Annotated in this window: 17 protein-coding genes and 1 tRNA gene; 10 read left to right on the top strand and 8 right to left on the bottom strand. The window is 73.2% G+C overall.

Features of this window, described 5'->3' with window-relative positions; genetic code table 11:
* The first annotated feature begins 402 nt into the window (after positions 1–402).
* Positions 403–1,299 (top strand): DUF559 domain-containing protein, encoded by an 897-nt coding sequence (locus tag GA0070623_RS16195; RefSeq protein ID WP_231932389.1) that lies wholly within the window; start codon positions 403–405, stop codon positions 1,297–1,299.
* Between the two features lie 329 nt (positions 1,300–1,628).
* Here GA0070623_RS16195 and GA0070623_RS16190 read toward each other — a convergent pair whose 3' ends face one another.
* Positions 1,629–2,936 (bottom strand): D-arabinono-1,4-lactone oxidase, encoded by a 1,308-nt coding sequence (locus GA0070623_RS16190; RefSeq protein WP_067300359.1) that lies wholly within the window; start codon positions 2,934–2,936, stop codon positions 1,629–1,631.
* A gap of 225 nt (positions 2,937–3,161) precedes the next feature.
* Between GA0070623_RS16190 and GA0070623_RS16185 the strand changes: the two genes are divergently transcribed.
* Complete coding sequence (locus GA0070623_RS16185) at positions 3,162–3,737, top strand: TetR/AcrR family transcriptional regulator (RefSeq protein WP_067300358.1); 576 nt, start codon at positions 3,162–3,164, stop codon at positions 3,735–3,737.
* Positions 3,738–4,124: 387 nt separating this feature from the next.
* Here the strand turns inward: GA0070623_RS16185 and GA0070623_RS16180 are convergent, their stop codons facing one another.
* Positions 4,125–5,333 (bottom strand): amino acid deaminase/aldolase, encoded by a 1,209-nt coding sequence (locus GA0070623_RS16180; protein WP_067300355.1) that lies wholly within the window; start codon positions 5,331–5,333, stop codon positions 4,125–4,127.
* Positions 5,334–5,658: 325 nt separating this feature from the next.
* Here GA0070623_RS16180 and tmk point away from each other — a divergent pair, with 325 nt between their 5' ends.
* The 6 genes from tmk (at position 5,659) to GA0070623_RS16150 (ending at position 11,270) form a co-directional block, all read left to right on the top strand.
* Entirely contained in the window at positions 5,659–7,725 is a 2,067-nt protein-coding gene (gene tmk, locus GA0070623_RS16175) for a dTMP kinase (protein WP_067300349.1), read from the top strand.
* Positions 7,725–8,936, top strand: coding sequence for a DNA polymerase III subunit delta' (locus tag GA0070623_RS16170; RefSeq protein WP_067300346.1), 1,212 nt, complete (start codon positions 7,725–7,727; stop codon positions 8,934–8,936). Before tmk ends, GA0070623_RS16170 begins: the two co-directional genes overlap by 1 nt.
* Positions 8,937–9,044: 108 nt before the next feature.
* The gene (locus tag GA0070623_RS16165; RefSeq protein ID WP_067300639.1) at positions 9,045–9,374 is read left to right on the top strand and encodes a YbaB/EbfC family nucleoid-associated protein; all 330 of its coding nucleotides are present in this window, start codon (positions 9,045–9,047) and stop codon (positions 9,372–9,374) included.
* A 1-nt stretch (position 9,375) separates the two neighbouring features.
* On the top strand, positions 9,376–9,681 hold the full coding sequence (locus GA0070623_RS16160; protein ID WP_067300344.1) for a hypothetical protein: 306 nt from the start codon (positions 9,376–9,378) through the stop codon (positions 9,679–9,681).
* Complete coding sequence (locus GA0070623_RS16155) at positions 9,681–10,340, top strand: hypothetical protein (protein WP_067300636.1); 660 nt, start codon at positions 9,681–9,683, stop codon at positions 10,338–10,340. The genes GA0070623_RS16160 and GA0070623_RS16155 overlap by 1 nt, the downstream gene beginning before the upstream one ends.
* Positions 10,341–10,409: 69 nt before the next feature.
* Entirely contained in the window at positions 10,410–11,270 is an 861-nt protein-coding gene (locus GA0070623_RS16150; RefSeq protein ID WP_067300343.1) for a PSP1 domain-containing protein, read from the top strand.
* Between the two features lie 31 nt (positions 11,271–11,301).
* Here GA0070623_RS16150 and GA0070623_RS16145 read toward each other — a convergent pair whose 3' ends face one another.
* Entirely contained in the window at positions 11,302–11,670 is a 369-nt protein-coding gene (locus tag GA0070623_RS16145; protein ID WP_067300341.1) for a VOC family protein, read from the bottom strand.
* Positions 11,671–11,730: 60 nt separating this feature from the next.
* Here GA0070623_RS16145 and GA0070623_RS16140 point away from each other — a divergent pair, with 60 nt between their 5' ends.
* Positions 11,731–12,210 carry a MarR family winged helix-turn-helix transcriptional regulator gene (locus GA0070623_RS16140; protein WP_067300631.1) on the top strand — a complete coding sequence of 160 codons (480 nt, stop codon included), beginning with the start codon at positions 11,731–11,733 and terminating at the stop codon, positions 12,208–12,210.
* A 175-nt stretch (positions 12,211–12,385) separates the two neighbouring features.
* Here GA0070623_RS16140 and GA0070623_RS16135 read toward each other — a convergent pair whose 3' ends face one another.
* Positions 12,386–14,110, bottom strand: coding sequence for a metallophosphoesterase family protein (locus GA0070623_RS16135; protein WP_067300340.1), 1,725 nt, complete (start codon positions 14,108–14,110; stop codon positions 12,386–12,388).
* Between the two features lie 117 nt (positions 14,111–14,227).
* On the opposite strand from GA0070623_RS16135, the gene GA0070623_RS16130 reads away from it, so the two are divergent.
* Positions 14,228–14,301 (top strand) — tRNA-Thr (locus tag GA0070623_RS16130).
* Between the two features lie 292 nt (positions 14,302–14,593).
* Here GA0070623_RS16130 and GA0070623_RS16125 read toward each other — a convergent pair.
* Genes GA0070623_RS16125 through GA0070623_RS16110 form a run of 4 tightly spaced genes read right to left on the bottom strand, consistent with a single transcriptional unit; the run spans position 14,594 to position 20,381 of the window.
* Positions 14,594–15,511 carry a hypothetical protein gene (locus GA0070623_RS16125; protein ID WP_067300338.1) on the bottom strand — a complete coding sequence of 306 codons (918 nt, stop codon included), beginning with the start codon at positions 15,509–15,511 and terminating at the stop codon, positions 14,594–14,596.
* A 3-nt stretch (positions 15,512–15,514) separates the two neighbouring features.
* On the bottom strand, positions 15,515–16,321 hold the full coding sequence (locus GA0070623_RS16120; protein WP_231932388.1) for a MerR family transcriptional regulator: 807 nt from the start codon (positions 16,319–16,321) through the stop codon (positions 15,515–15,517).
* A gap of 57 nt (positions 16,322–16,378) precedes the next feature.
* Positions 16,379–18,442 (bottom strand): Hsp70 family protein, encoded by a 2,064-nt coding sequence (locus GA0070623_RS16115; RefSeq protein ID WP_067300336.1) that lies wholly within the window; start codon positions 18,440–18,442, stop codon positions 16,379–16,381.
* A gap of 13 nt (positions 18,443–18,455) precedes the next feature.
* Entirely contained in the window at positions 18,456–20,381 is a 1,926-nt protein-coding gene (locus GA0070623_RS16110; RefSeq protein WP_157517417.1) for a dynamin family protein, read from the bottom strand.
* Between the last annotated feature and the right edge of the window lie 8 nt (positions 20,382–20,389).

Genomic DNA, 20,389 nt, shown 5'->3' with positions numbered 1-20,389 from the left:
CGGGGCTGACCCCTTACGGGTGACCCCACCCGGGGGTGACCCCTTCGCCGGCTGCCAGTCGCTGGTCGCTGGTTGTGAGTCGCTGGTTGTGAGTCGCTGGTCGTCATTCGCGGCTGTTGGTCGATGGTCGCCTGGTTGTCCTCCGGATCTTGGAGGGAAACGGCCCCCCTGAGGGCCGTTTCCCTCCAAGATCTACCCGTTGTCCACAGGGGGTAGCGGGCAGAGGTGGCGGCTGGGCAGGGTTGCGGGGTGAGAGTTCGTCAGGGGGTTCGAGGTCGCGGTCCCATGCGGGTCGCGGGGGACGGAGTTCGCGCGGGCCCGGGTGTGCGGCCAGGATCTGGGGCTCGGGGGTCGGCGGCGGCAGGATTACGGCGATCGCTGCCGGCTGCCGACGCGGACGAGTTGACCTGGCTGCGCTTCCGGCAGGACGACGTGATCAGTCTGGCCCAGGCTTCCCGACACCTGTCCCGGAAGGCGATCCGGCACCGGGTGGAGACAGGACGGTGGAGGCAGGCCCACCGGGCGGTATTCGTGACGCACAGCGGCCCCGTCGACGTCGAGCAGTTCCGCTGGATCGCGGTACTGGCGGCCGGGCCGTCCGCTCTGCTCGGTGGCCTCAGCGCGGCTCAGGCCGGTGGGTTGCGGGGGTTCCGTACCCGGCCGGTCGACCTGCTGCTCCCGGCGTCGGCACGCCGTGACGCGCCACCCCAGGGGGTACGGGTGCACCGCACCACCCTTCTGCCCGCGCAGGACGTACTCGCCGCCGGGCAACCTCCGCGTACCACGCTGGCCCGGTCGATCGTCGATGCAGCCCAGTGGGCGGCCAGCGACGACGAGGCGCGTGCCATCGTGGCCGCAGCCTTCCAGCAGCGCCTGGTGGTCGGCGGGGAGATCCACGAGGTGCTGGATCGGTTGCCCCGGATGCGCCGCCGGGCGTTGGTGACCGCCACCGCCACCGACGCTGCCGGCGGCTCGCACTCGTTGAGTGAGCTGGAGTTCCTCGACCTGATACGTCGTGCCGACCTGCCACTTCCGACCCGCCAACAGATCCGGTACGACCCGGCCGGGCGGCGTCGGTACCTCGATGCGTACTTCGCCCGGTGGCGTGTGCACGTCGAGATAGACGGCGGACAGCATCTCGACCCGGCCCACGCCTGGGCCGACATGCGGCGGCAGAACTCCCTGTGGATCGAGGGTGACCGGGTGCTCCGCTTCCCCGCCTGGGCACTGCGTGCCCGCCCCGACGAGGTCGTCGGCCAACTCCGCGCAGCCCTCCGCATGGCCGGTTGGCCCGGCTGACCTGCCCGGTGAGCACGGTTCTGCCTGTCCGGTGAGCATGATTCTGCCTACCCGGTCAGTGCGATCTCGCCCGGTGAGCACGGTTCTGCCTGTCCGGTGAGCGCGATCTCGCCCGGCGAGGATGGTTCTGCCTGCCTGCCCGGCGGGCTGACTGACCAGCAAGCGAACGGCCCTCCGCCAGTGATCAGCGGTCACCACGGCGGTTCGCGTGACCAACAGCCACCACAGCGGTCTGCGTCTGCCTTCTGATTCAGAGGATCTTGGAGGAAAGTGGCCCCCATGGGGGCCACTTTCCTCCAAGATCCCTGTGAGCTGGGGTGGGTGGTGGGTCAGGGGCCGAGGATGTGGTCCAGGTGGGGGTTGGTGAGGACGCGACCGGGGTCGAGGCGGGCGCGGAGGTCCTGGAAGTCGCCGAATCGCGGATAGGCGGTCGCCAGGGAGGCCGCGTCCCGGTAGTGCAGCTTGCCCCAGTGGGGTCGGCCACCGAGTCCGGCGGTGACCTCCTCGAAGGCCCGGAAGTACGGTTCGTAGGGCATGCCGACGTACTGGTGGACGGCGAGGTAGGCCGAGTCGCGCCCGTAGCCGTGGGACAGCCAGATGTCGTCGGCGGCGGTGAACCTGACCTCGACCGGGAAGAGCACCTTGAACGGCAGCCGGTCGACGATCCGGCGCAGTTCCGCCAGCGCCTGCGGCAGGGCGGCGCGCGGGATGCCGTACTCCATCTCGACGAAGCGGACCCGGCGCGGGGTGCAGAAGACGGTGTCGGAGCGGCCGGTGTAGGTGCGCTCGGTCAGTGCCCGCGCGGAGACCGCGCTGATGGTGGGGGCCAGCGCGGGTACGGCCCGGCCCAGCCGGCAGGCTCCGGCGAAGACCGTGTTGGCGAGGAGGTCGTCGTCCAGCCAGCCCCGCCAGCGCGGCAGTGGCCGGTCGTCGGCCGGCACCCGGTCGTTGGTCTTGAGCTGAACCCGGTCGGTGTACGGGAACCAGTAGAACTCGACGTGGTCGTGGCGGCCGACGAGTCCGGGCAGGTCGCTCAGGACCTCGTCCAGCGGGGCGGGTCGTTCGTGTGCGCGGAGGGTGAAGGCTTCCACGCAGCGTAGGGTGACGTCCACGATGATGCCGAGGGCACCCAGGCCGACCCGGGCGGCGGCGAAGATCTCCGGGTGCTCCTCGGCCGAGCAGTGCAGCACCTCGCCGGTGCCGGTGACCATGGTGAGCGCCTCGACGAAGGTGGACAGGCAGCCGTACGCGGCACCGGTGCCGTGGGTGCCGGTGGAGATCGCCCCGGCGATGGTCTGCGCGTCGATGTCGCCCAGGTTGGGCATGGCCAGGCCGTGCTCGGCGAGCAGCGCGTTGAGCGCGCGTAGGGTCGTCCCGGCGGGTACGGTGACCAGCCGGGCGTTCCGGTCGATCCGGACGTCAGTCCGCAGACCGGACAACTCCATCCGGCGTCCGTCAGACAGGGCGATGGGGGTGAACGAGTGGCCGCTGCCGACCACCCGGATCCGCTCGCCCGCGCCCGCCACGTCCAGGACCGCCTCGGCTATGTCCTCGACGGTGGTAGGGCGCAGGATGGCGGTGGCGACGCTGTGTTGGTTGCCGGCCCAGTTGGACCAGGCGGTGGCGGTACCGACCATCGGCGCTCCTCGACATGAATGTGAACTGCCTTCATATCAGGAACGTTGTGCCTGGTAAATACCGCAATCGAGGTCCGCTCGTTGTACCGGTAGTCACGGCCTCGTGACATGTGGATATGTTCTTTCGTCGAAGGGGGGTGGCGTCGAGTGTCCACACCAGCCGCCACGACCGGGCCGCTGCGCCGCGTTCCGGTGCAGGGTCGAAGTGTCGCGCGCGTCCAGCGGATGTTGGACGCCTGTGCCGAGCTCGTCGACGAGGTGGGGTACGAGGGGCTGACCACCACGTTGCTCGCCGAGCGGGCCGAGGTGGCGATCGGGTCGGTCTACCAGTTCTTCCCGGACAAGCGGGCGATCGTGCAGGCGTTGACCCTGCGCACCATGGAGGCCTACCTCCAGCGGCTCGACGAGCGCTTCGCGTCGGACGACCTGACCCACTGGTGGGACGGCGTCGACGCCGGGATCGACGAGTACATCTGCATGCACCGTACCGTCCCCGGCTTCCGGACCCTGCACTTCGGCGACGTGGTCGACCTGCACCTGCTCGACGAGCAGCGGGACAACAACGGGGTGATCGCCGACCAGTTGGCCCGGGTGCTGACCGAGCGGTTCGGCATGACCGACGAGCCCCGGCTGCGGTTCTGCCTGGAGATCGCCGTCGAGGCCGCGGACGCCCTGATCAAGCTGGCGTTCCGCCGCAAGCAGGAGGGCGACGAGCGGGTCCTCGCCGAGGCCAAGGCGCTCATCCGCGAATACCTGCACCGGCACGTCGAGGCCCCCACCCAGCCGGCCGCCAAGCCCTGACCGGCCCCGGCTGTCAAGCTCTGACCGGCCCTCGGCCGCCAGGCCCTGACCGGCCTCCGGGGCCTGACCGACCCTCGGCCCCCGGCCGCCAAGCCCTGACCGACCCTCGGCCCCCGGCCGCCAAGCCCTGACCGGCCCTCGGCCCCCGGCCGCCACGGCCTGACCGGCCCCCGGCGGCTCCGACCGGGAACGACCCGCGTCGGCGGCCGCCAGTCCGGGAGCCGGTCAACGGATGGGCCGTCCGGCCGGGCGGATCCACCTCCCGGTCGTCACCGGGTAGATCCACCTCTGGCCGTCACCGGGTGGGCACCGCCCCACGTCGTCGCCGGTGGAACCCCGGTTCGGTGGACCCCGGTCGTCGCCGGGTGGACCCGCTCCCGGTCGCCGTCAGAGGAAGGCGTGGCCCTCGCCCCGGTAGGTGGGCACCGTGGCGACGATCGTGTCGCCGTCGACCAGGTGCAGCTCGTTGACCCGTTCGCAGAGTTCGCCCGCCTTGGCGTGCCGGAACCACACCCGGTCGCCGATCCGTAGGTCGGCCGCGGCGGCGCCGGTGAGCGGGGTCTGCACCTCGCCCGCGCCCTCGCTGCCGACCAGCGCCAGCCCGGCCGGCAGCCAGGGCCGGGGCAGCCGGCTCGTCGCGGCCGGGCCGGAGGCGATCCACCCGCCGCCGAGCACGGTGACGATCTCCGGTGTCGGTCGGCGGACCACCGCGCAGGCGAAGAACGCCGCCGGGGTCGGCCGCCAGGCCCGGTACGCGTCGAACAGCGTCGGGCCGTACAGCCCCGAGCCGGCGGTGACCTCGGTGACCGCCGGGTCGGCGCTGGTGGCGGCCACGCTGCCGGTGCCGCCGCCGTTGACGAATTCCAGGTCGGCGTGTTCGCGGACGGCGGCGACCGCCGCGCCCCGCCGGGCCAGCAGTTCGCGGTACGACCCGCGCTGGGCGATCCGGATCGCGGCGCTGAGCGCGGCCTGTCCCGGCGGGGCGTCCCCGAGGCCGGCGATCTGTGCCTCGTACGACATCAGGCCGACCAGCCGGAAACCGGCCCGGCGGCCGACGGCGGCGGCCAGCGTGCCGGCGGCGCGGGCGCTGTGCACCGGCGAGCGGCGCACCCCGACGTGCACCCGCCCGCGCAGGGGTCGCCAGGAGGCGTCCAGGTCGAGGCAGACCCGCAGTGCCGAGCGGCGGCCCGGGGGGCACACCGTGTCGATCAGGTCCAGCTGTTCGGTGCTGTCGATCATGAGGGTGACCGCTGCGGCGAGTTGTGGGTCGGCGGCCAGCTCGGCGAGTGCCCCCCGGTCGGCGGTCGGGTAGGCGACCAGCGCGTCGTCGGTCGCGCCGCAGCGGACCAGCCAGTTCGCCTCGGCCAGGGTGAAGGCCATCACGCCGGCCCAGCCCGGCTGCCCGAGTGCCCGGGCGAGCAGGTCCCGGGCCCGGATCGACTTGCTGGCGGCGCGGACCGGCTTGCCGGCGCTGCGGGCGGCCAGCGCGGCGGCGTTGGCGTCGTAGGCGGTGAGGTCCACCACGGCGTAGGGCGGGTCGAGGTCGGCGGTCGCCTTGTCGAGGCGTTCGCGCAGGGTGTTGCTGTCGATGGCCACGAATGCACGCTAACTGTCCGGACGGCAATGCGAAATACCCTCACGTACTACCGGGCTGCGGTCGATGGCATCAGCGGCCTAGGCTCGGCGAGCAGGAGAATGTCGCCGGTGGGGAGGCTCCCACCGGGTCTAGAGTGTTCCACCGGGACTGCCCAGAGTTGGGCCGGCACGTGGAGGTACGGCCATCGAAAGCCAGCAGCACGGCGAGTCGTCCGGCGCGTCGTCGCCCGGCACACCGCCCACCGGTGCCGCCCAGACCGACCGGTCCGGAGCTGCGGCGATCCGGTCGGTCCTGCGCATCCGACCGTTCCGGCGGCTCTGGATCGTGCTCGGCGCGGCCTCCTTCGGTGACTGGCTCGGCCTGCTCGCCACCTCCGTCTTCGCCGCCGCGCAGGTCTCCGGCAGCACCGCCCAGGGTGCCGTCTTCGGTGGCGTGATCGCGATCCGGCTGCTCCCGGCGCTGGTGCTCGGGCCGGTGGCCGGCGTGCTCGCCGACCGGTTCGACCGGCGCTGGACGATGGTCATCTGCGACCTGCTGCGGTTCCTGCTGTTCGCCTCGATCCCGCTGGTCGCGCTGCTCGGTGTCCGGGGCGGCGTGGTGGTCACCTGGGCGGCGGTCGCCACCTTCCTGATCGAGTCGATCACACTGCTCTGGATCCCGGCCAAGGAGGCCGCGGTCCCCAACCTCATCCCACGCGCCCGGCTGGAGACGGCCAACCAGCTCACCCTGATCACCACGTACGGCCTGACCCCGGTCGCCGCCGCGATCGCCCTGGCGGTGCTGGACCGCAGCGTGCGGGGGGTCACCGGCGGCGAGATGCCGAGCTGGGCCGAGCCGGCCCAGCTCGCCCTCTGGTTCAACTCCCTCTCCCGGCTGGCCACCGCGCTGGTGGTGGCGTTCGGCATCAAGGAGATCAGCCAGGCCCAGGCCCGGGAGCGGGGCGAACGCGCCGAGCAGGGCATGTTCAGCCAGTTCACCGAGGGCTGGAAGTTCATCGGCCAGACCCCGCTGGTCCGCGGCCTGGTGCTGGGCATCTTCGGCGCGTTCGCCGGCGGCGGCATCGTGATCGGCACCGCCAAGTTCTTCGCCGCCTCGCTCGGTGCCGGCGACGCCGCGTTCTACATGCTGTTCGGCGCGATCTTCATCGGCCTGGCGATCGGCATCGGGCTCGGCCCGATGATCGTCCGGGACATGTCCCGCCGCCGCTGGTTCGGCATGAGCATCGTGCTGGCCAGCGCCTCCGTCCTGGTGTTGGCCTTCGCCATCCACCTGTCGATGGCGATCCTCGGCGCGATCATGGTCGGCGCGGGTGCCGGGATGGCCTTCCTCGCCGGCACCACGCTGCTCGGCGGCGAGGTCGCCGACGAGGTACGCGGCCGGGTCTTCGCCGTCGTGCAGATCGGCACCCGGTTGGTGCTGATCCTGGCCATCGCGCTGAGCAGCCTGCTGGTCGGGGTCGGCGGCTCGCGCCAGCTCACCATCGCCGACCTCGGCATCTCGGTCTCCTCCACCCGGCTGCTGCTGCTCGCCGCCGGCCTGGCCGGGATCTTCGCCGGGGTCAGCGCGTTCGGTCAGATGGACGACAAGAAGGGCGTGCCGGTCCTGGCCGACCTGTGGGGTTCGATGCGGGGCCGGCCGCTGATGCCGGCCGAGCCGTTCGTCTCCAACGGGCTGTTCGTGGTCTTCGAGGGCGGCGAGGGGGGCGGCAAGTCCACCCAGCTGGAGACACTCGCCACCCGCCTGCGCGAGCAGGGCCGGGACGTGGTGGTGACCCGCGAGCCGGGCGCCACGGTGATGGGCGAGCGGATCCGGGCCATGGTGCTGGAGGACTCCGGCGCGGACGCGCCGTCGCCGCGCGCCGAGGCGCTGCTGTACGCCGCCGACCGCGCCCACCACGTCGCCACCGTCGTCCGGCCCGCCCTGATCCGGGGCGCGGTGGTGATCAGCGACCGGTACGTCGACTCGTCCCTGGCCTACCAGGGCGCCGGTCGTACGCTGCCGGTCGAGGAGGTCTCCTGGCTCTCCTCCTGGGCCACCGGCGGCCTCAAGCCCGACCTGGTGGTGCTCCTGGACATCGACCCGCGCACCGGCCTGTCCCGGGCGGCCGCCCGCAACCGGGGGGCCGACCGGCTGGAGGCCGAGTCCGTCGCCTTCCACGAGCGGGTCCGCTACGCCTTCCTCGACCTCGCCGCCAACGACCCGAAGCGTTACCTGGTGCTCGACGCGGCCCGCCCGATCGAGGAGATCGCCGGCCTGGTCGCCCGCCGGGTCGACGAACTCCTGGTGGACCCGGCGGGCATCGTGCACCCCCGGCCGGCGCACGGGCCGGACACCTCGGTCCAGCCCGAGTTATCCGAAACGGAGCTGGTGGGCGTGGAGCACCGCACCTGATGCCGGACGTCTTCGCCGATCTGGTCGGGCAGGACGAGGCGGTCGACACGCTGCGCCGGGCCGCCGCGTCGGCCGCCGCCGTGCTGCGTGCCGCCCCCGTCGCGGACGGGCCGACCGAAGACCCGGGGGCCGGGATGACCCACGCCTGGATCTTCACCGGCCCGCCGGGTTCCGGTCGTTCGGTGGCCGCCCGTGCCTTCGCCGCCGCCCTCCAGTGCGTGCACGGCACCGGCTGCGGCACCTGTCCCGGTTGCCACACCACGCTCACCGGCACCCACGCCGACGTCCGACTGGTGGCCCCCGAGGGGCTCTCCATCGGCGTGGGCGAGATGCGTGCCCTGGTGCTCCGGGCGGCGAGCACCCCGTCCGGTGGACGCTGGCAGGTGGTGATCATCGAGGATGCCGACCGGCTCACCGAGGCGGCCGGCAACGCGCTGCTCAAGGCCGTCGAGGAACCGCCGCCCCGGACGGTGTTCCTGCTCTGTGCCCCGTCCACCCACCCGGATGACGTCTCGGTGACGATCCGGTCGCGCTGTCGGGTCGTACCCCTGCGGCAGCCCTCGGCGGCGGCGGTTGCCGAGATGCTGGTCCGGCGGGACGGCATCGCGCCCGACGTGGCGCAGTGGGTGGCCGCCGCCGCGCAGGGGCACGTCGGGCGGGCCCGGCGGCTGGCCGGCGACCCGGAGGCGCGCGGGCGTCGGGACGCGGTGCTGGCGGTGCCGCGCCGGCTGACCGGTGTGGGCACCGCGCTGGACGCGGCGTCGGCGCTGATCGGGGCGGCCGAGGCGGAGGCGGAGGCCGCGGTGGCGGAGACCGACGCGGCCGAGCGGGCCGCGTTGCAGACCGCCCTGGGCGCGGGCGGCACCGGCCGGGGCGCGGCGGGTGCCACCCGGGGTTCCGCCGGACAGCTCAAGGAGCTGGAGAAGCGGCAGAAGTCCCGGGCCACCCGGGCGCAGCGGGACGCCCTGGACCGGGCGCTGGTGGACCTGGCCGGCTTCTACCGGGACGCGCTGACCTCGGCGCTGCGGGCACCGGTTGCTCCGGTGCACACCGACACCGCCACGCTGGCCGAGGCGGGTGGGCAGAAGTGGGCGCCCGAGGGCGCGTTGCGCCGGTTGGAGGCGGTGCTGGCGTGCCGGGCGGCGATCGAGGCGAACGTCAAACCCCGGATCGCCGTGGAGGCGATGATGCTCTCCCTCTGGCGCGGCTGACCCCCCGTTTCCGCCCATCGACACGTGTTGACGACGTGCGGTACGGTCCCGGTGAGCCGCGGTGATCGTGGTGGCACGCAGGGTGAGGTCTACCTGGGGGGAGATCGGATGCCGCGCGGCGAGATCGACGAGGCGTGGATCGAGGAGGCGGTGCGGCGGTACCGCCGGATCGAGTCCCTCCAGGCCGAGTTCGACCGGGCGGTCGACACCGTCGAGGTGACCGTCCGCTCGCCCGACGGGCTGGTCGAGGTGGTGGTGACCGCCGGGGGCCGGATCACCGACGTGCGCTTCCTCGGCCCGCTGCACACCCGGCACCCCCGGGACGTGGCCGGTTCGGTGCAGGCCGCCGTCACCGCCGCCGCCGACGCCGCCCAGTGGGCCCGGGAGAAGCTGCACAACGAGACCTTCACCGCCTACCGTCCCCTGACGGGGGCCTGAGGTGGACGCCCTGCGTGCCCTCGCCGCCCGGCTCGACGAGGCCAGCGCGACCCTCGCCGCACTCGCCCGTACGGTCACCGCGAGCGATCCGCCGCACCCGGCCTTCGGCGCGCACTCCGCCGGTCGCCCCGGCGAGATCGGTCGGGCGCTGCACCGGCAGTGGACCACCGCCACCGACGGCCGGGCCCGCGAGGCGGGTGCCGCCGCCGCCCGGCTGGCGGCTGCCGCGTCGGCCGTCCGCACCGCCGCCGACCGCTACGCCACCACCGACGACGCCGCCCGCCGTCGGCTGGCCGGGGAGCCGTGATGGACCCGCTGGACCGGCTCGCCGAGCCCGGCCTGGACCTGCTCGCCCGGGTGGACACCCTGCTCGCCGCCGGTGCCCCCGAGGCGCATCCGGTCTGGCCGTTGCTGCGCCGGATGCAACTGCTGCCGGGGGAGGCCCTGCGCGCCTTCCTCGACCTGCACCCCGCGCCGTTGGCGACCGCCGGGCACGCCGTGCGCCGGCTCGTCCGGGGGTACGACGACGCCTGCGCCGCCCTCACCGACCCGGGTGTCTGGTCCGGTCCGGCCGGGTCGTCCTACGACGAGGCCCGCACCGCCCTGCTGCGGCACCTGGACGAGGGGCCGGAGAGCCTGGTGGGCCGGTTGGAGTCGACCGCCGGTTACGCCGACGCGCTGGCCGACTGGGTGGAGGGCAGCCGGTTGGCGGTGGCCCGGGTGCTGGCCGAGGTGCTCGGCTCCACCGAGGCGGTACGGGTCAGGGCGGCGACCGGCCCCGGTGCCGGGTCCGCCGCCGGGGCCGGTGCGGCGGCCGAGATCGCCACCCGGGTGCTGTCGGTGCTCGGGGTGGCCTACGACGGGGCGGAGACGCTGCTGCGCCAGTGGTCGCCCAGCCTGGCCGAGTCGACCTGGCGGTCGACCGGCGGCCCGTCGTACCACGGCGGCCCGTTGCGGATCGGCTGACCGTGACCCGATCCGGCTCCGCGAAGCCGCGTCCGGCCCGGTTCCGGCCGGCCGTCGTAGGCTGATGTCATGGGCATGCTCTGCGCGGTCAGCTTCAACCGGTACGGGCGGCTCTACTACCTCGACCCGGGGGAGTTCCGTCCGCAGGTCGGCGACCGGGTGCTCGTCCCCACCGACGACGGCCCCGAGGTGGCAGAGTGCGTCTGGTCGGCGCAGTGGGTCACCGAGGAGACCGACGGCTTTCCGAAGCTGGCCGGCCTGGCCGGAGACGACGACCTGCGCCGCGACGAGATGCTGCGGCGGCGCAAGGCCGAGGCGAAGGTGGCCGCGAAGCGGCTGATCCGGGAGCACGGCCTGCCGATGAAGGTGGTGGCGGTGGACCACGTCCTGGCCGCCACCGAGGGCACCGGTGACCGGACGACGGTCTACTTCACCGCCCCGCACCGGGTGGACTTCCGCTCCCTGGTGCGGGACCTCGGGGCGACCCTGCACTGCCGGGTGGAGCTGCGCCAGCTCTCCGCCCGGGATTCGGCCCGGGTGCAGGGCGGCATCGGCTCCTGCGGCCGGGACCTGTGCTGCGCCACCTTCCTCAACGACTTCGAGCCGGTGACCATCCGGATGGCCAAGGACCAGGACCTCCCGCTCAATCCGCTGCGGATCTCCGGGGCCTGCGGCCGGCTGATGTGCTGCCTCAAGTACGAGCATCCGCTGTACGCCAAGTTCACCGAGTCCGCCCCGGCGGTGGGCAGCCGCGTCACCACGCCCGAGGGGGAGGGCCGGGTGGTCGGCCACAGCGTCCCGAGGGACGCGGTGACCGTCCGGCTGGACGCGGACGGCTCGCGCTCCATGTGCTCCCGCGCCGACGTCTGCGGCTCCCGCAGCGCCTACGAGAGCCGCGACCTGGCCGGCCCCGGAGGGGCCGCGAGCTGACCGGCACTTCACGGGTGTCGGGCCCGGCCCGTCAGGCGCGGTCGTGCAGGGTGACGTGGTAGCCGTCGGGGTCGGCGAAGGTGAACGTCCGGCCGAAGGGGCCGTCGACCGGCGCGGAGACGATGGTGTGCCCGTCGGTGACGAGCGCGTCGTGGATGGCCTGCACGTCCGTGGCGTGGAGCCAGATCGCGGCACCGATGCCGGGCCGGGCGGCGGAGGCGAGATCGGTGCCGGGGACGACGTCGCGCAGGGCGAACGCGATCGGTGTGGTGGCGAAGACGACGGCGTGCGGTGGCCCGGCCGGCGAGCGGACGAGGCCGAGGTAGCGCTGGTAGAACGCCTGCGAGGCGGCGAGGTCGCGCGCCTGGAGCGAGATGAAGTCGGGGCCGGTGACGGGCATGTGATGCTCCTTCAGTCATGTCAGGTTCCTGACATGTTCACGTTATGTCAGAATGCTGACATGAGTCAAGCTGATGCCGGCATCGACCTGGAGACGTCGCTGGGCTACCTGCTGAAGGAGGCGTCGAGCGCCCTGCGGGCGGCCATGGAGGAGGTGCTGCGACCACTCGGGATGGGCGTGACGCACTACGCCTGCCTCGAACTGCTGGCGCAGCGACCGGGCATGTCGAACTCCGAACTCGCGCGGGGCGCGTTCGTGACCCGGCAGACGATGAACGTGCTGCTCCAGAATCTGGAACGCGATGGCTACGTGACCAGACCCGCGGAGGCCCCCGTCGGGAAGGCGCTCCCCGCACGGCTCACCCCCCGGGGCCGGCGGAGCCTGGAGCAGGCGACCGCGGCAGTCCGTTCCGTCGAGGTCAGAATGCTCTCCGGCATGACCGGCCCCGAGCGCTCAGCCGCGTTCCACGCCCTCAAGTCCATGATCCACTCCCTGACCTCCCCGCCCGCGCCGCCGCCCGCCGACGACGACCGGGGTTGATCAAGAGGTTTGCGTCAGTGCGGGCGCGGCGAGTGACGCAAACCTCTTGATCAACTTCGACAGGCGATGTGCGACGGGCGGCGGAGGCGGGTGGTGGAAGCGGCGGGTGGTCGGGTGGGGGCGCGGGGTGTGCGGCGCGGTCCGTGCCGGGGTGGGTGCGGGCGGGTGGGGTGGGTCAGATGAGGGTTACCGGGGGTTCGGCGAGGCGGGGGTTCAGTGGGGTGCGGGGGGCCAGCCAGGAGGCGGTCGGGGACTGGTCGGGGTTGAGCTGCCAGTCGTGGCAGACCCGGTCGACGGCGATCGGATAGACGGTCAGCGTGCCGTCCGGGTCGATCCGCATCCGCAGGAACGACTTGGCGTCCTCGATCCCCTGACCGGCAAACAGCTCGTTCACGTTGACCCCGAAAGCACCCGCCACCAGCAGGTACCCGGCCACCAGCTGGGTGGCGACCAGCCCGATCACCGGTCCGTAGAGCACGGCGGCGGCGACCGCCGGCAGCGGCCACGGCCAGTGGTAGAACGGCAGGTGCAGCCAGGCCCAGGTGCCGGCGACCGCGAGCGCCACGTGCGCCAGCCCGTGGCCGACGCCGAGCAGCCAGTGCCGGACGTGCCGTTTCCCGCTGGCGCCGGGCGGCTGGGCGAAGAAGGCCGCGCCGAGCAGCGTCACCGCCAACATGATCACCAGGGGGACGCTGAGCAGCCGTTGCTCGGTGCCGTTCCGGTTGGCCGCGACGCCCGCCATGGCGAGCATCAGCAGCGTGTGCAGGGTGCCGAGCAGGGTGCCGAAGCCCGGGTTGCGCCGGGGCAGCCGGTGGAAGACCCCCCAGCCGTACCGGCGGGAGCGGGCCGCGTCCGGGAACCGGGCCACCAGGTCGTACGCCCGGGTGCGGCTGGCCCGGCGGGACAGGGTGTCCTTCGGGGGGACCTCGATCCGCTCGGGCAGGGTGTGCGTCGGGTAGAGGTACGCGCCGCCCCCGCCGCACGTGATGAGCTGCCGCTCCGGCCCGGCGTACCGGGCGTAGTGGTGCAGGTCGCCGGAGACCAGCAGCCGGACGTGCGCCCCGGTGGGCGCGATGATCGTCCGGACGAAGTAGTCGATCGAGTCGTACGCGGTGGGATGGTCGACCGACTTCACCCAGGTCGGTGCCGGCACCGCCAGGATCACCCGGGAGTCGGGGCCGAGCCGGCGGGCCACCTCGTCGAAGTACGAGAGCTGCGGGTCGTCCAGGTAGGAACCGGACTGGTCGTCCAGGCCGAGCAGCCACCACCCGGCCGGCAGTTCCACCGCGAAGTACGACCGGGACTGGCCGGTGCCCCAGCCGCCGAAGTTGCGGTCCCGGGAGCGGACGAAGAGCCGCAGGAACGCGGTCAGCCCGTCGTACCAGTCATGGTTGCCGGGCACGGCGAACAGCGTCGGCCGCTGCGGTGGGGCGACCGGCAGCGCCGCCTGGTACGGCCCCTTGCACCGGTCCTCGTACGCCTCGTAGGCCGCTGACGGGTAGACCTGGTCGCCCCCCATCACCAGGGTCTGCGCCCGGGGCAGCCGGTGCCCGTCGACGGTCAGCTCCGGCTGGGCCAGCAGGTACGCCACCGAGTACGTGGCGTCGAACCCGTCGCCCAGGTCGGCCACGTAGTCCAGCCACAGCCCGCCGTCCGGCCCGATCTGGGTGCCGATCCGCGCGTCGAGCGCGTTCTGCAGCTCCCGCTTGTCGAGGTACGCCCCGAAGAGCATCGCCAGCAGGGTACGGATACCGGTGCTGATCAGCAGGAACGGCGCGAGCCAGGGGACCGGTCGGCGGGGGGTGAAGCCCAACTCCACCGGATCGGTGCCCCGTGGCCGTCGGACGGCCCGCTCACCGGGGGCGTGCTCGGCGTCCGGGTCGGCGTGGTCGTCGCTCACCCGGGCAGCCTAACTGCCGCGCCGGCCGCCGATGCTGGTTGATCTCCGCTCGGTCGGGTGCGAGGTGGGAGCCCCGTAGGTTCCGGGCCGGGATGTGCCGTACACTTGGCGATCGTTGCCGCCTTAGCTCAGTCGGCTAGAGCGACGCACTCGTAATGCGTAGGTCGACGGTTCGATTCCGTCAGGCGGCTCATAGGGAGGCCCTGACCAGCAGGTTCGCTGGTCGGGGCCTCATCTTTGTCGATGTGGTTCTGAATCCCCCGACCGGCGATCAGGTCCAGCGCACCTGTCGGCGGGGTGCAGGGTCGACGTGGTCCTGCGCTTCCCGCGATCCTGAGGCGCAGGGCCGGTGATCCCCGGACCTGCCCCGAGCTGTTCGAGGATGGCGGAGCTGTCCGGGCATGGGCGGGTCTGACGACGTAGTGCTCGGTGGTAACCTGCTCGGTGGCGTCCTCGAGCTGGGCGGCTCCGGGCACGGCGGTGTCAGCTGAGCACGGCAGCCAGTTGGTCGTAGGTCGGGGCGAGGTGCTGCAACGTTCGGGCGGCGGATGCCGTGTGTCCGTTGACGATGTCGTGTTGGAGGCTGCCGACCAGCCGGGCCTGCCGGGTAGCGATGACGGCGGCCTCGTCGCGGCCGAGGCTGGCCAGTGCGGTGGCGGCGTCGGTGAGTCGCCGGGCGCCGACCCTGATCGCGAAATGTGTCAGGTGATCGTGCGTCTCGGGGTCGAGTCCGTCGGTAACCAGGTCAGCTAGGCGGTGCACCGCGGCGGCGCCGCCGATGGTGCCGGGCGGCACGGCGAGGTCGTCGCGTCCGCGCAGCCAGGCGACCGCGCCGGGTAGGGCCGCGCGCAGCGCTGCCTCGGTGGTGGTCTCGCGGACCTGCTGGAAGTGGCTACGCATGGTGTACGGCTCGGCGTGGTAGAAGGTGATCGTGTCGGCACGCCATGCGGCCAGGAAGTCCCGGGTCGGCAGGGTCGCGTAGGGGCAGCCGTACGGATCGTGGAACCGGACCAGCGTGTCGTCGGCTTCCAGGACAGCGACGAAGTGGTCCGACCCGATTGGTCCGGCCATTCCGGGCACGTGCCGCAGCAGGCCCATCTCCAGCGGTCCGGCCAGGACGGGGCCGGTCGTGACCGCTGCGTTGAGCATCGCCAGGGCCTGCTCGCTGTCGTCGGCACCTTGTCGTCGGCAGGTCCAGCCGAGCAGCGCGATCGCGTCGTCGATGCCCCGGTCGTCCCAGCCGTACGGATCGAACAGCGGCAGCCGCCCGCCGAGCAGATGCATGCCGAACGGCGAGCCGGTCAGCACTTCGATGATCGACGGGGAGGGGGCCGTCGGGCCGAGGGCCATCGCCAGCGAGTTGGCGTAGCAGTAGTGCCCGGAACCGATGTAGGGGTGCATGCTTCAGCTTTCTCCGCTGGTCGAGACGGGGTAGGTGACGTCGAGGAGCGCACCGTCGGTGCCGGGTCGGATCTCGACCGGGCTGGCAGGGCTGGTCAGGCGGTTCGCATCGATCCATGCCTCCAACGTCTCGTAGGCGCGCAGGATGTCGGGGAATCCGGCGTCGGCTTCGGCGACCGGCAGGTAGACGTCGGTGCCCGCCGGCGACAGCCGGACCCGCAGGTCGTCGACGGGTTCGACGGAGCCGGTGAACGGCACCGCGACTTCGACAGGTCCGTTGCTGTCGTGGGTCACGAACCCGTGGAAGTGCACCAGGGTCGGCCCGTCGCAGGGCAAGTCGGTCGCCCGCAGCCGGGCACGGATGCGGTGCTGTGCGTCGGTGACGAAGGTGTCCAGTTCGCCGATGTGCACACGCCGTTCCTGAGCCAACAGCTTGCGTGGTGGCCTCGACCGCAGCCTCGGAGCGGCGGTGACCGGTGCAGCGGCACCCTCAAGGGCCTCGATCAGCTCGCGTCGGCGTCGAAGCTGGGCCTCCTGGGCTGCCAGCCAGGCGCGAAGTTCGGCCTGGCGGGCCTGCGGGCTGAACTCCAGCAAGGTGGCGACGCGTGCCAGCGGCAGGCCCAGGACGCGCAGCCGGGCGATCAGCCGACCACGGGGAATCTGATCACGGCGGTAGCGGCGGTAGCCGGTGGCCGGGTCGGTAGCTGCGGGCACCAGCAGACCCTGCTCGGCATAGAGCCGCAGCGCCTTCGACGACAGGCGGGTCGCGGCGCCGAACTCGCCGGGCAGGATCAGCTCCACATCGTCCACCCGCCCAGCCTGGGCCATTCCCCTGGGGCGAGGTCAAACACGTGCCCGCGTCAGCGGTCAACGTCGGCTCGGGTCGGCGAGCCGCTGCGGGGTGATCCGGACGAACAGGTCGTGGCCGCCGGTGACCAGGGCACGGTCCCGGTGCACGGCCAGCCCGCGTACCCGGCCGTCGTGCCGGACCCGACCCAGCTCCGCGCCGTCGGGCAGCCGCCACAGCCGGGCCGACCCGTCGTCACCGGCGGTGGCGAGCACCGAGCCGTCCCAGCCGAAGACGACCGCCTGCACCGCGCCGTCGTGTCGTACCGTGGTCAGCCGTTCGCCGTCACCCACCCGCCACACGCTCGCGGTGCGGTTGTAGCCGGCGACCGCCACCCGGCTGCCGTCGTGGTCGAAGGCCAGCGCGTTGACCGCGTCGGCACCGAACCACACGGCCTGCTCCCGTCCACCGGAGAGCTGCCAGATCCGGGTGCTGCCGTCACCGCAGCCGGTGGCCAGCAGCGCACCGTCCGGGCTGAACGCCACCGCCTGCACGCGGCGCGGGTGCGGCAGGCTGCCGAGTGGGTCTCCCGAGTCCGCGTGCCAGATGACGGCGTTCTGGTCGCTGCCGGCGGTGGCGAAGCGCGTCCCGTCGGGGTCGAAGGCGACCGCGTTGATCCGCCCCGGGTGCCGCACCCGGACCAGCTCCCGACCGCTGTCGGCGGTCCAGATCACCACCGTGCCGTCCCGGCTCGCCGCCGCCACCCGGCGACCGTCCGGGCTGAACGCCACCCCGCACACCTCGTCCTGCCAGTCACCGATCCGGCGGGTCCACCGGGGCTCCTCCGCCGGCAGCCACCACAGGTGCACCTCGCCGGGTGCGCCGATGACCAGCCCCGGACCGACCGGGGCGAGAGCGAGCGCACAGACCTGACGACCGACCCGGATCGCCCCGGCGGCCAGCTCCACCTCCGGGCGCGGTGGCGGGGCGTCGCCCGGAGGCACGGCGGGACCGGGGCGCGGGCCGGCGACCCGGTGGCGGGTCGGTGCCGCCCACCGCCGGGCCAGCCGGGCCGCGCCGCGTACCACCGCCAGCCCGGGCTCGTCGACGGCGAGCACCGGCCGGCCGGAGCCCCGGGCGAGCAGCCGCCCGACCAGCGGCATCCGGGCGACCGCACCGATCGGCACGATCCGGTCCACCCCGGACCAGCCGAGGTCGAGACCGACAGTGGGCTCGGTGAGCAGCCGTTCGCACTCGGCCACCGCCCGTAGCAGGTACGGCCGGGCCAGGTCCTCCAGGCGCTCCCGGGTGAACACGTGCGCCACCGGCGGATCCAACTCGGTGAGCGACTCCCGGTGGGTGGCGGCGGTGGAGAGCGCCGCCCGGATCCGCTCGCAGGTGTCGTTGAGCTGCAACCGGCGCCGGAAGGTGTCCGGGTCGACCGCCGGGCCGTCGAGCAGTGCGGCGGCGGGTCCGGGAAAGCTCTGCCGGACGATGTCCTGGATCAGCCGGTCGAGCAGGCCGCCACCGAGGTCGGCCCGGCCCCCGGGTGGGCCGAACACCTGCCAGTCCCCCTGCCGGGACCGGTTGACCACGGCACAGTCGAAGGTGCCGCCGCCGAAGTCGCAGAACAGGGCGGTCAGCGGCGCCGGGCCGACCTCGGCCAGCACCTGCGCCGCCGCGGCCAGCGGTTCGGCCACCAGCCGTACCGTCAGCGGGTCGAAGCCGGCCAGGGTGGCCGCGTGGCGCAGCAGGCCCTGCTGGTAGCCGGCCCAGGCGGCGGGCACGGCGAGCACCACCAGGTCAGGCTTACCGGGCACGGCCCGCTCGGCCCGCCGCCGCAGCGCCCGGAGCACCTCGGCGGCGAGTTCCGGTGCCCGCAGCTCCCGGTCGCCGAGCCGGTACGGCGTCGGGTCGCCGAAACCGGCCTTGAACCGGGACCGGTACGGGCGGAGGTGCTTGCTCCGTTCCGCCGCAGTGCCGACCGAAAGCGACCCGTCCCGTTCCAGGCACACCGAGGTCGGCACCAGGACCCCGCCGGCCGGGTCGGTCGGGTCGTCGAGCAGCCGGGGCGGTTCGCCGTCGACGCAGACCGCCACCGCCGAGGTGGCGGTGCCGAAGTCGATGCCGTACACCAGTCCCACCGGTCACCACCGATCAGTTCGCCGGGCCGTCCGGCGACCGGTGGGTCAGCCGGCGGGCCCGGCTCCGGGTCGCGTCGACCCGCTCCTGGAGGCCGGCGTAGACGCCGAGCCGCTCCTCGAGCTGGGCTATCCGCAGCTTGCGCTCGTGTACGCCCCGGCTACGGGCCTCGACCAGCCGGCGTTCGGTCATCGCGTACGCCTCGGCCTGGGCGTCGAGCTGGTTGTCCAGCGCCAGTAGCAGCGCGTCGGCGTAGTCCTTGACCTGATAGGTGAGCTGCCGCTCGGCCCGCCGTCGGGCCGAGTCGAGCATCGGCAGCACGTGGCTGCGCAGCGCGCCGACCTGGTCCTGCCGGCGCTGGCGTTCGGCCTGGAGCCGGGCCTCGCGCCGACCGGCGAACCAGCCGGTGAGCTGACCGATCACCCCGCCCAGGATGCCGCCGACGATGGTGCCGACGACCGGGACGAAGCTGCCGGCGGCCGCCCCGATGAGGGTGCCGGCCCCGCCGTACGCCATGCCGCCGGCCCAGCTCGTCCGGAACGCGGCGAAGGAGGTCTGCTTGGCCCGGTGCGGGGGTGTGAAGTCGCCCGCCGGCGGAGCCGTCCCGTCCGGTGCACCCGACAGCGCCGGCCCGTCCGGATCGACAGTGGGCAGGGTCAACTCGATCTCGAGCTGGGTGGCGTGCCGCTCGGCCACCTCGTCGACGGCCCGCCGGAGGTCGGTGGCGGCCCGGCTGCCGGCGTCCACGATCTGGTCGGAGACCTGCCGAACCACCGCGGCCGGGTCGGTCAGGGCGTCGTCGGAGTCCAGGCTGCGCCGGAACTCGTCGACGATCCGGTCGAAGTCGCTGCTGAGCTGGTCGCGGACCGGCCGGGCCGCCCGGTCGAGGTCGTCCCGGGCGGTACGCCGCCAGCGCTGTCCCGCGCCGCGCAGCTTCTCCGCCGCCGTCCGGGACGCCTTCAGCTCGGCGTCCAACTCGCCGAAACTGTCCTCGACCAGCCCGGCCAGCTCGATGGCCACCGGTGCCGCCGCGCCGTCCAGCAGCGCGGTCACCGTCTCCAGCTCGCCGTCGATCCGCAGTCCGCCGACGGTGCCGGCGAGCGCGCCCCACAGGTGCCGTTCCAGCGCCGGGAACCCGGACCCGTCCAGCAACTCCGGATCCCCGTCCTCCAGCGCGTCGAACTTGCGCAGCGCGGAGACCGGGAGCACGGTCAGCTCCCCGGGTGGCCGTCCGGCGACCTCGGCGATCCGGTTACGGGCCGCCTCGACCACCGGCTCCGGCTCGACCACCTTGTCCGCCTGGGTGATGGTGACGAGCACGGTCGGGCACTGGGCCAGCGCACCGGCGAGGAAGTCGAGTTCGGCGGTGGTGACCGGCTCCAGCACGCTGGACACGAAGATCAGCGCGTCGGCGCGGGGCAGGAAGGCGCGGGTGGCGGCGGTGTGGGCGGGATTGACGCTGCCGATACCGGGGGTGTCGACCAGCACCAGCCCCGGTGTGAGCTGCTCCAGCGGGGCACCCAGGACGAGCAGGCTGACCCGCTTCTCGTTGCCCGGGTTGCCCTGCTCGGTGACGTAGGCCGGCAGGTCGGCGAGGTCGACCGGCAGCGGCGGGCGGCTCGCCTCCGGGTCGTCGGGATCCTCGGCGAAGTGCACCGTGGCGGTGTCCCGTTCGGCCCACTGGAGCACGGTGACCACCGAGGTGGTGACGTCGATGTCGACCGGGAAGAGGCCAGGCCGTTCCACCAGGGCGTTGAGCAGGCTCGACTTGCCCTGCCGGAACTCGCCGCAGACGACCAGGTGGTAGCGGGCGTGGCGGAGCCGGTCCCGGCAGCCCGCCAGCATGGTCGCCGAGGCGGCCGGGAGTTCGTCACCGAGTGCGGCGGTGACCTGGTCGATCAGGGCGATGCTGTCGTCGCGCAGGTGTTCGAGGTCGTTCACGATGCCCT

Origin of the sequence: Micromonospora rifamycinica, from assembly GCF_900090265.1 — a bacterium.
GTDB classification, from domain to species: Bacteria; Actinomycetota; Actinomycetes; order Mycobacteriales; family Micromonosporaceae; genus Micromonospora; species Micromonospora rifamycinica.
The sequence above is the reverse complement of the archived record's forward strand: the minus strand, read 5'-3'. Positions and strand labels throughout refer to the sequence as shown.

Excerpts from the sequence above, each read along its gene's own strand:
- GA0070623_RS16145 (WP_067300341.1), bottom strand. The coding sequence starts at position 11,670 with ATGCCCGTCACCGGCCCCGACTTCATCTCGCTCCAGGCGCGCGACCTC.
- GA0070623_RS16165 (WP_067300639.1), top strand. The coding sequence starts at position 9,045 with ATGCCGCGCGGCGAGATCGACGAGGCGTGGATCGAGGAGGCGGTGCGG.
- GA0070623_RS16155 (WP_067300636.1), top strand. The coding sequence starts at position 9,681 with ATGGACCCGCTGGACCGGCTCGCCGAGCCCGGCCTGGACCTGCTCGCC.
- GA0070623_RS16140 (WP_067300631.1), top strand. The coding sequence starts at position 11,731 with ATGAGTCAAGCTGATGCCGGCATCGACCTGGAGACGTCGCTGGGCTAC.
- GA0070623_RS16190 (WP_067300359.1), bottom strand. The coding sequence starts at position 2,936 with ATGGTCGGTACCGCCACCGCCTGGTCCAACTGGGCCGGCAACCAACAC.
- GA0070623_RS16125 (WP_067300338.1), bottom strand. The coding sequence starts at position 15,511 with ATGCACCCCTACATCGGTTCCGGGCACTACTGCTACGCCAACTCGCTG.
- GA0070623_RS16170 (WP_067300346.1), top strand. The coding sequence starts at position 7,725 with ATGCCGGACGTCTTCGCCGATCTGGTCGGGCAGGACGAGGCGGTCGAC.
- GA0070623_RS16185 (WP_067300358.1), top strand. The coding sequence starts at position 3,162 with ATGTTGGACGCCTGTGCCGAGCTCGTCGACGAGGTGGGGTACGAGGGG.
- GA0070623_RS16150 (WP_067300343.1), top strand. The coding sequence starts at position 10,410 with ATGGGCATGCTCTGCGCGGTCAGCTTCAACCGGTACGGGCGGCTCTAC.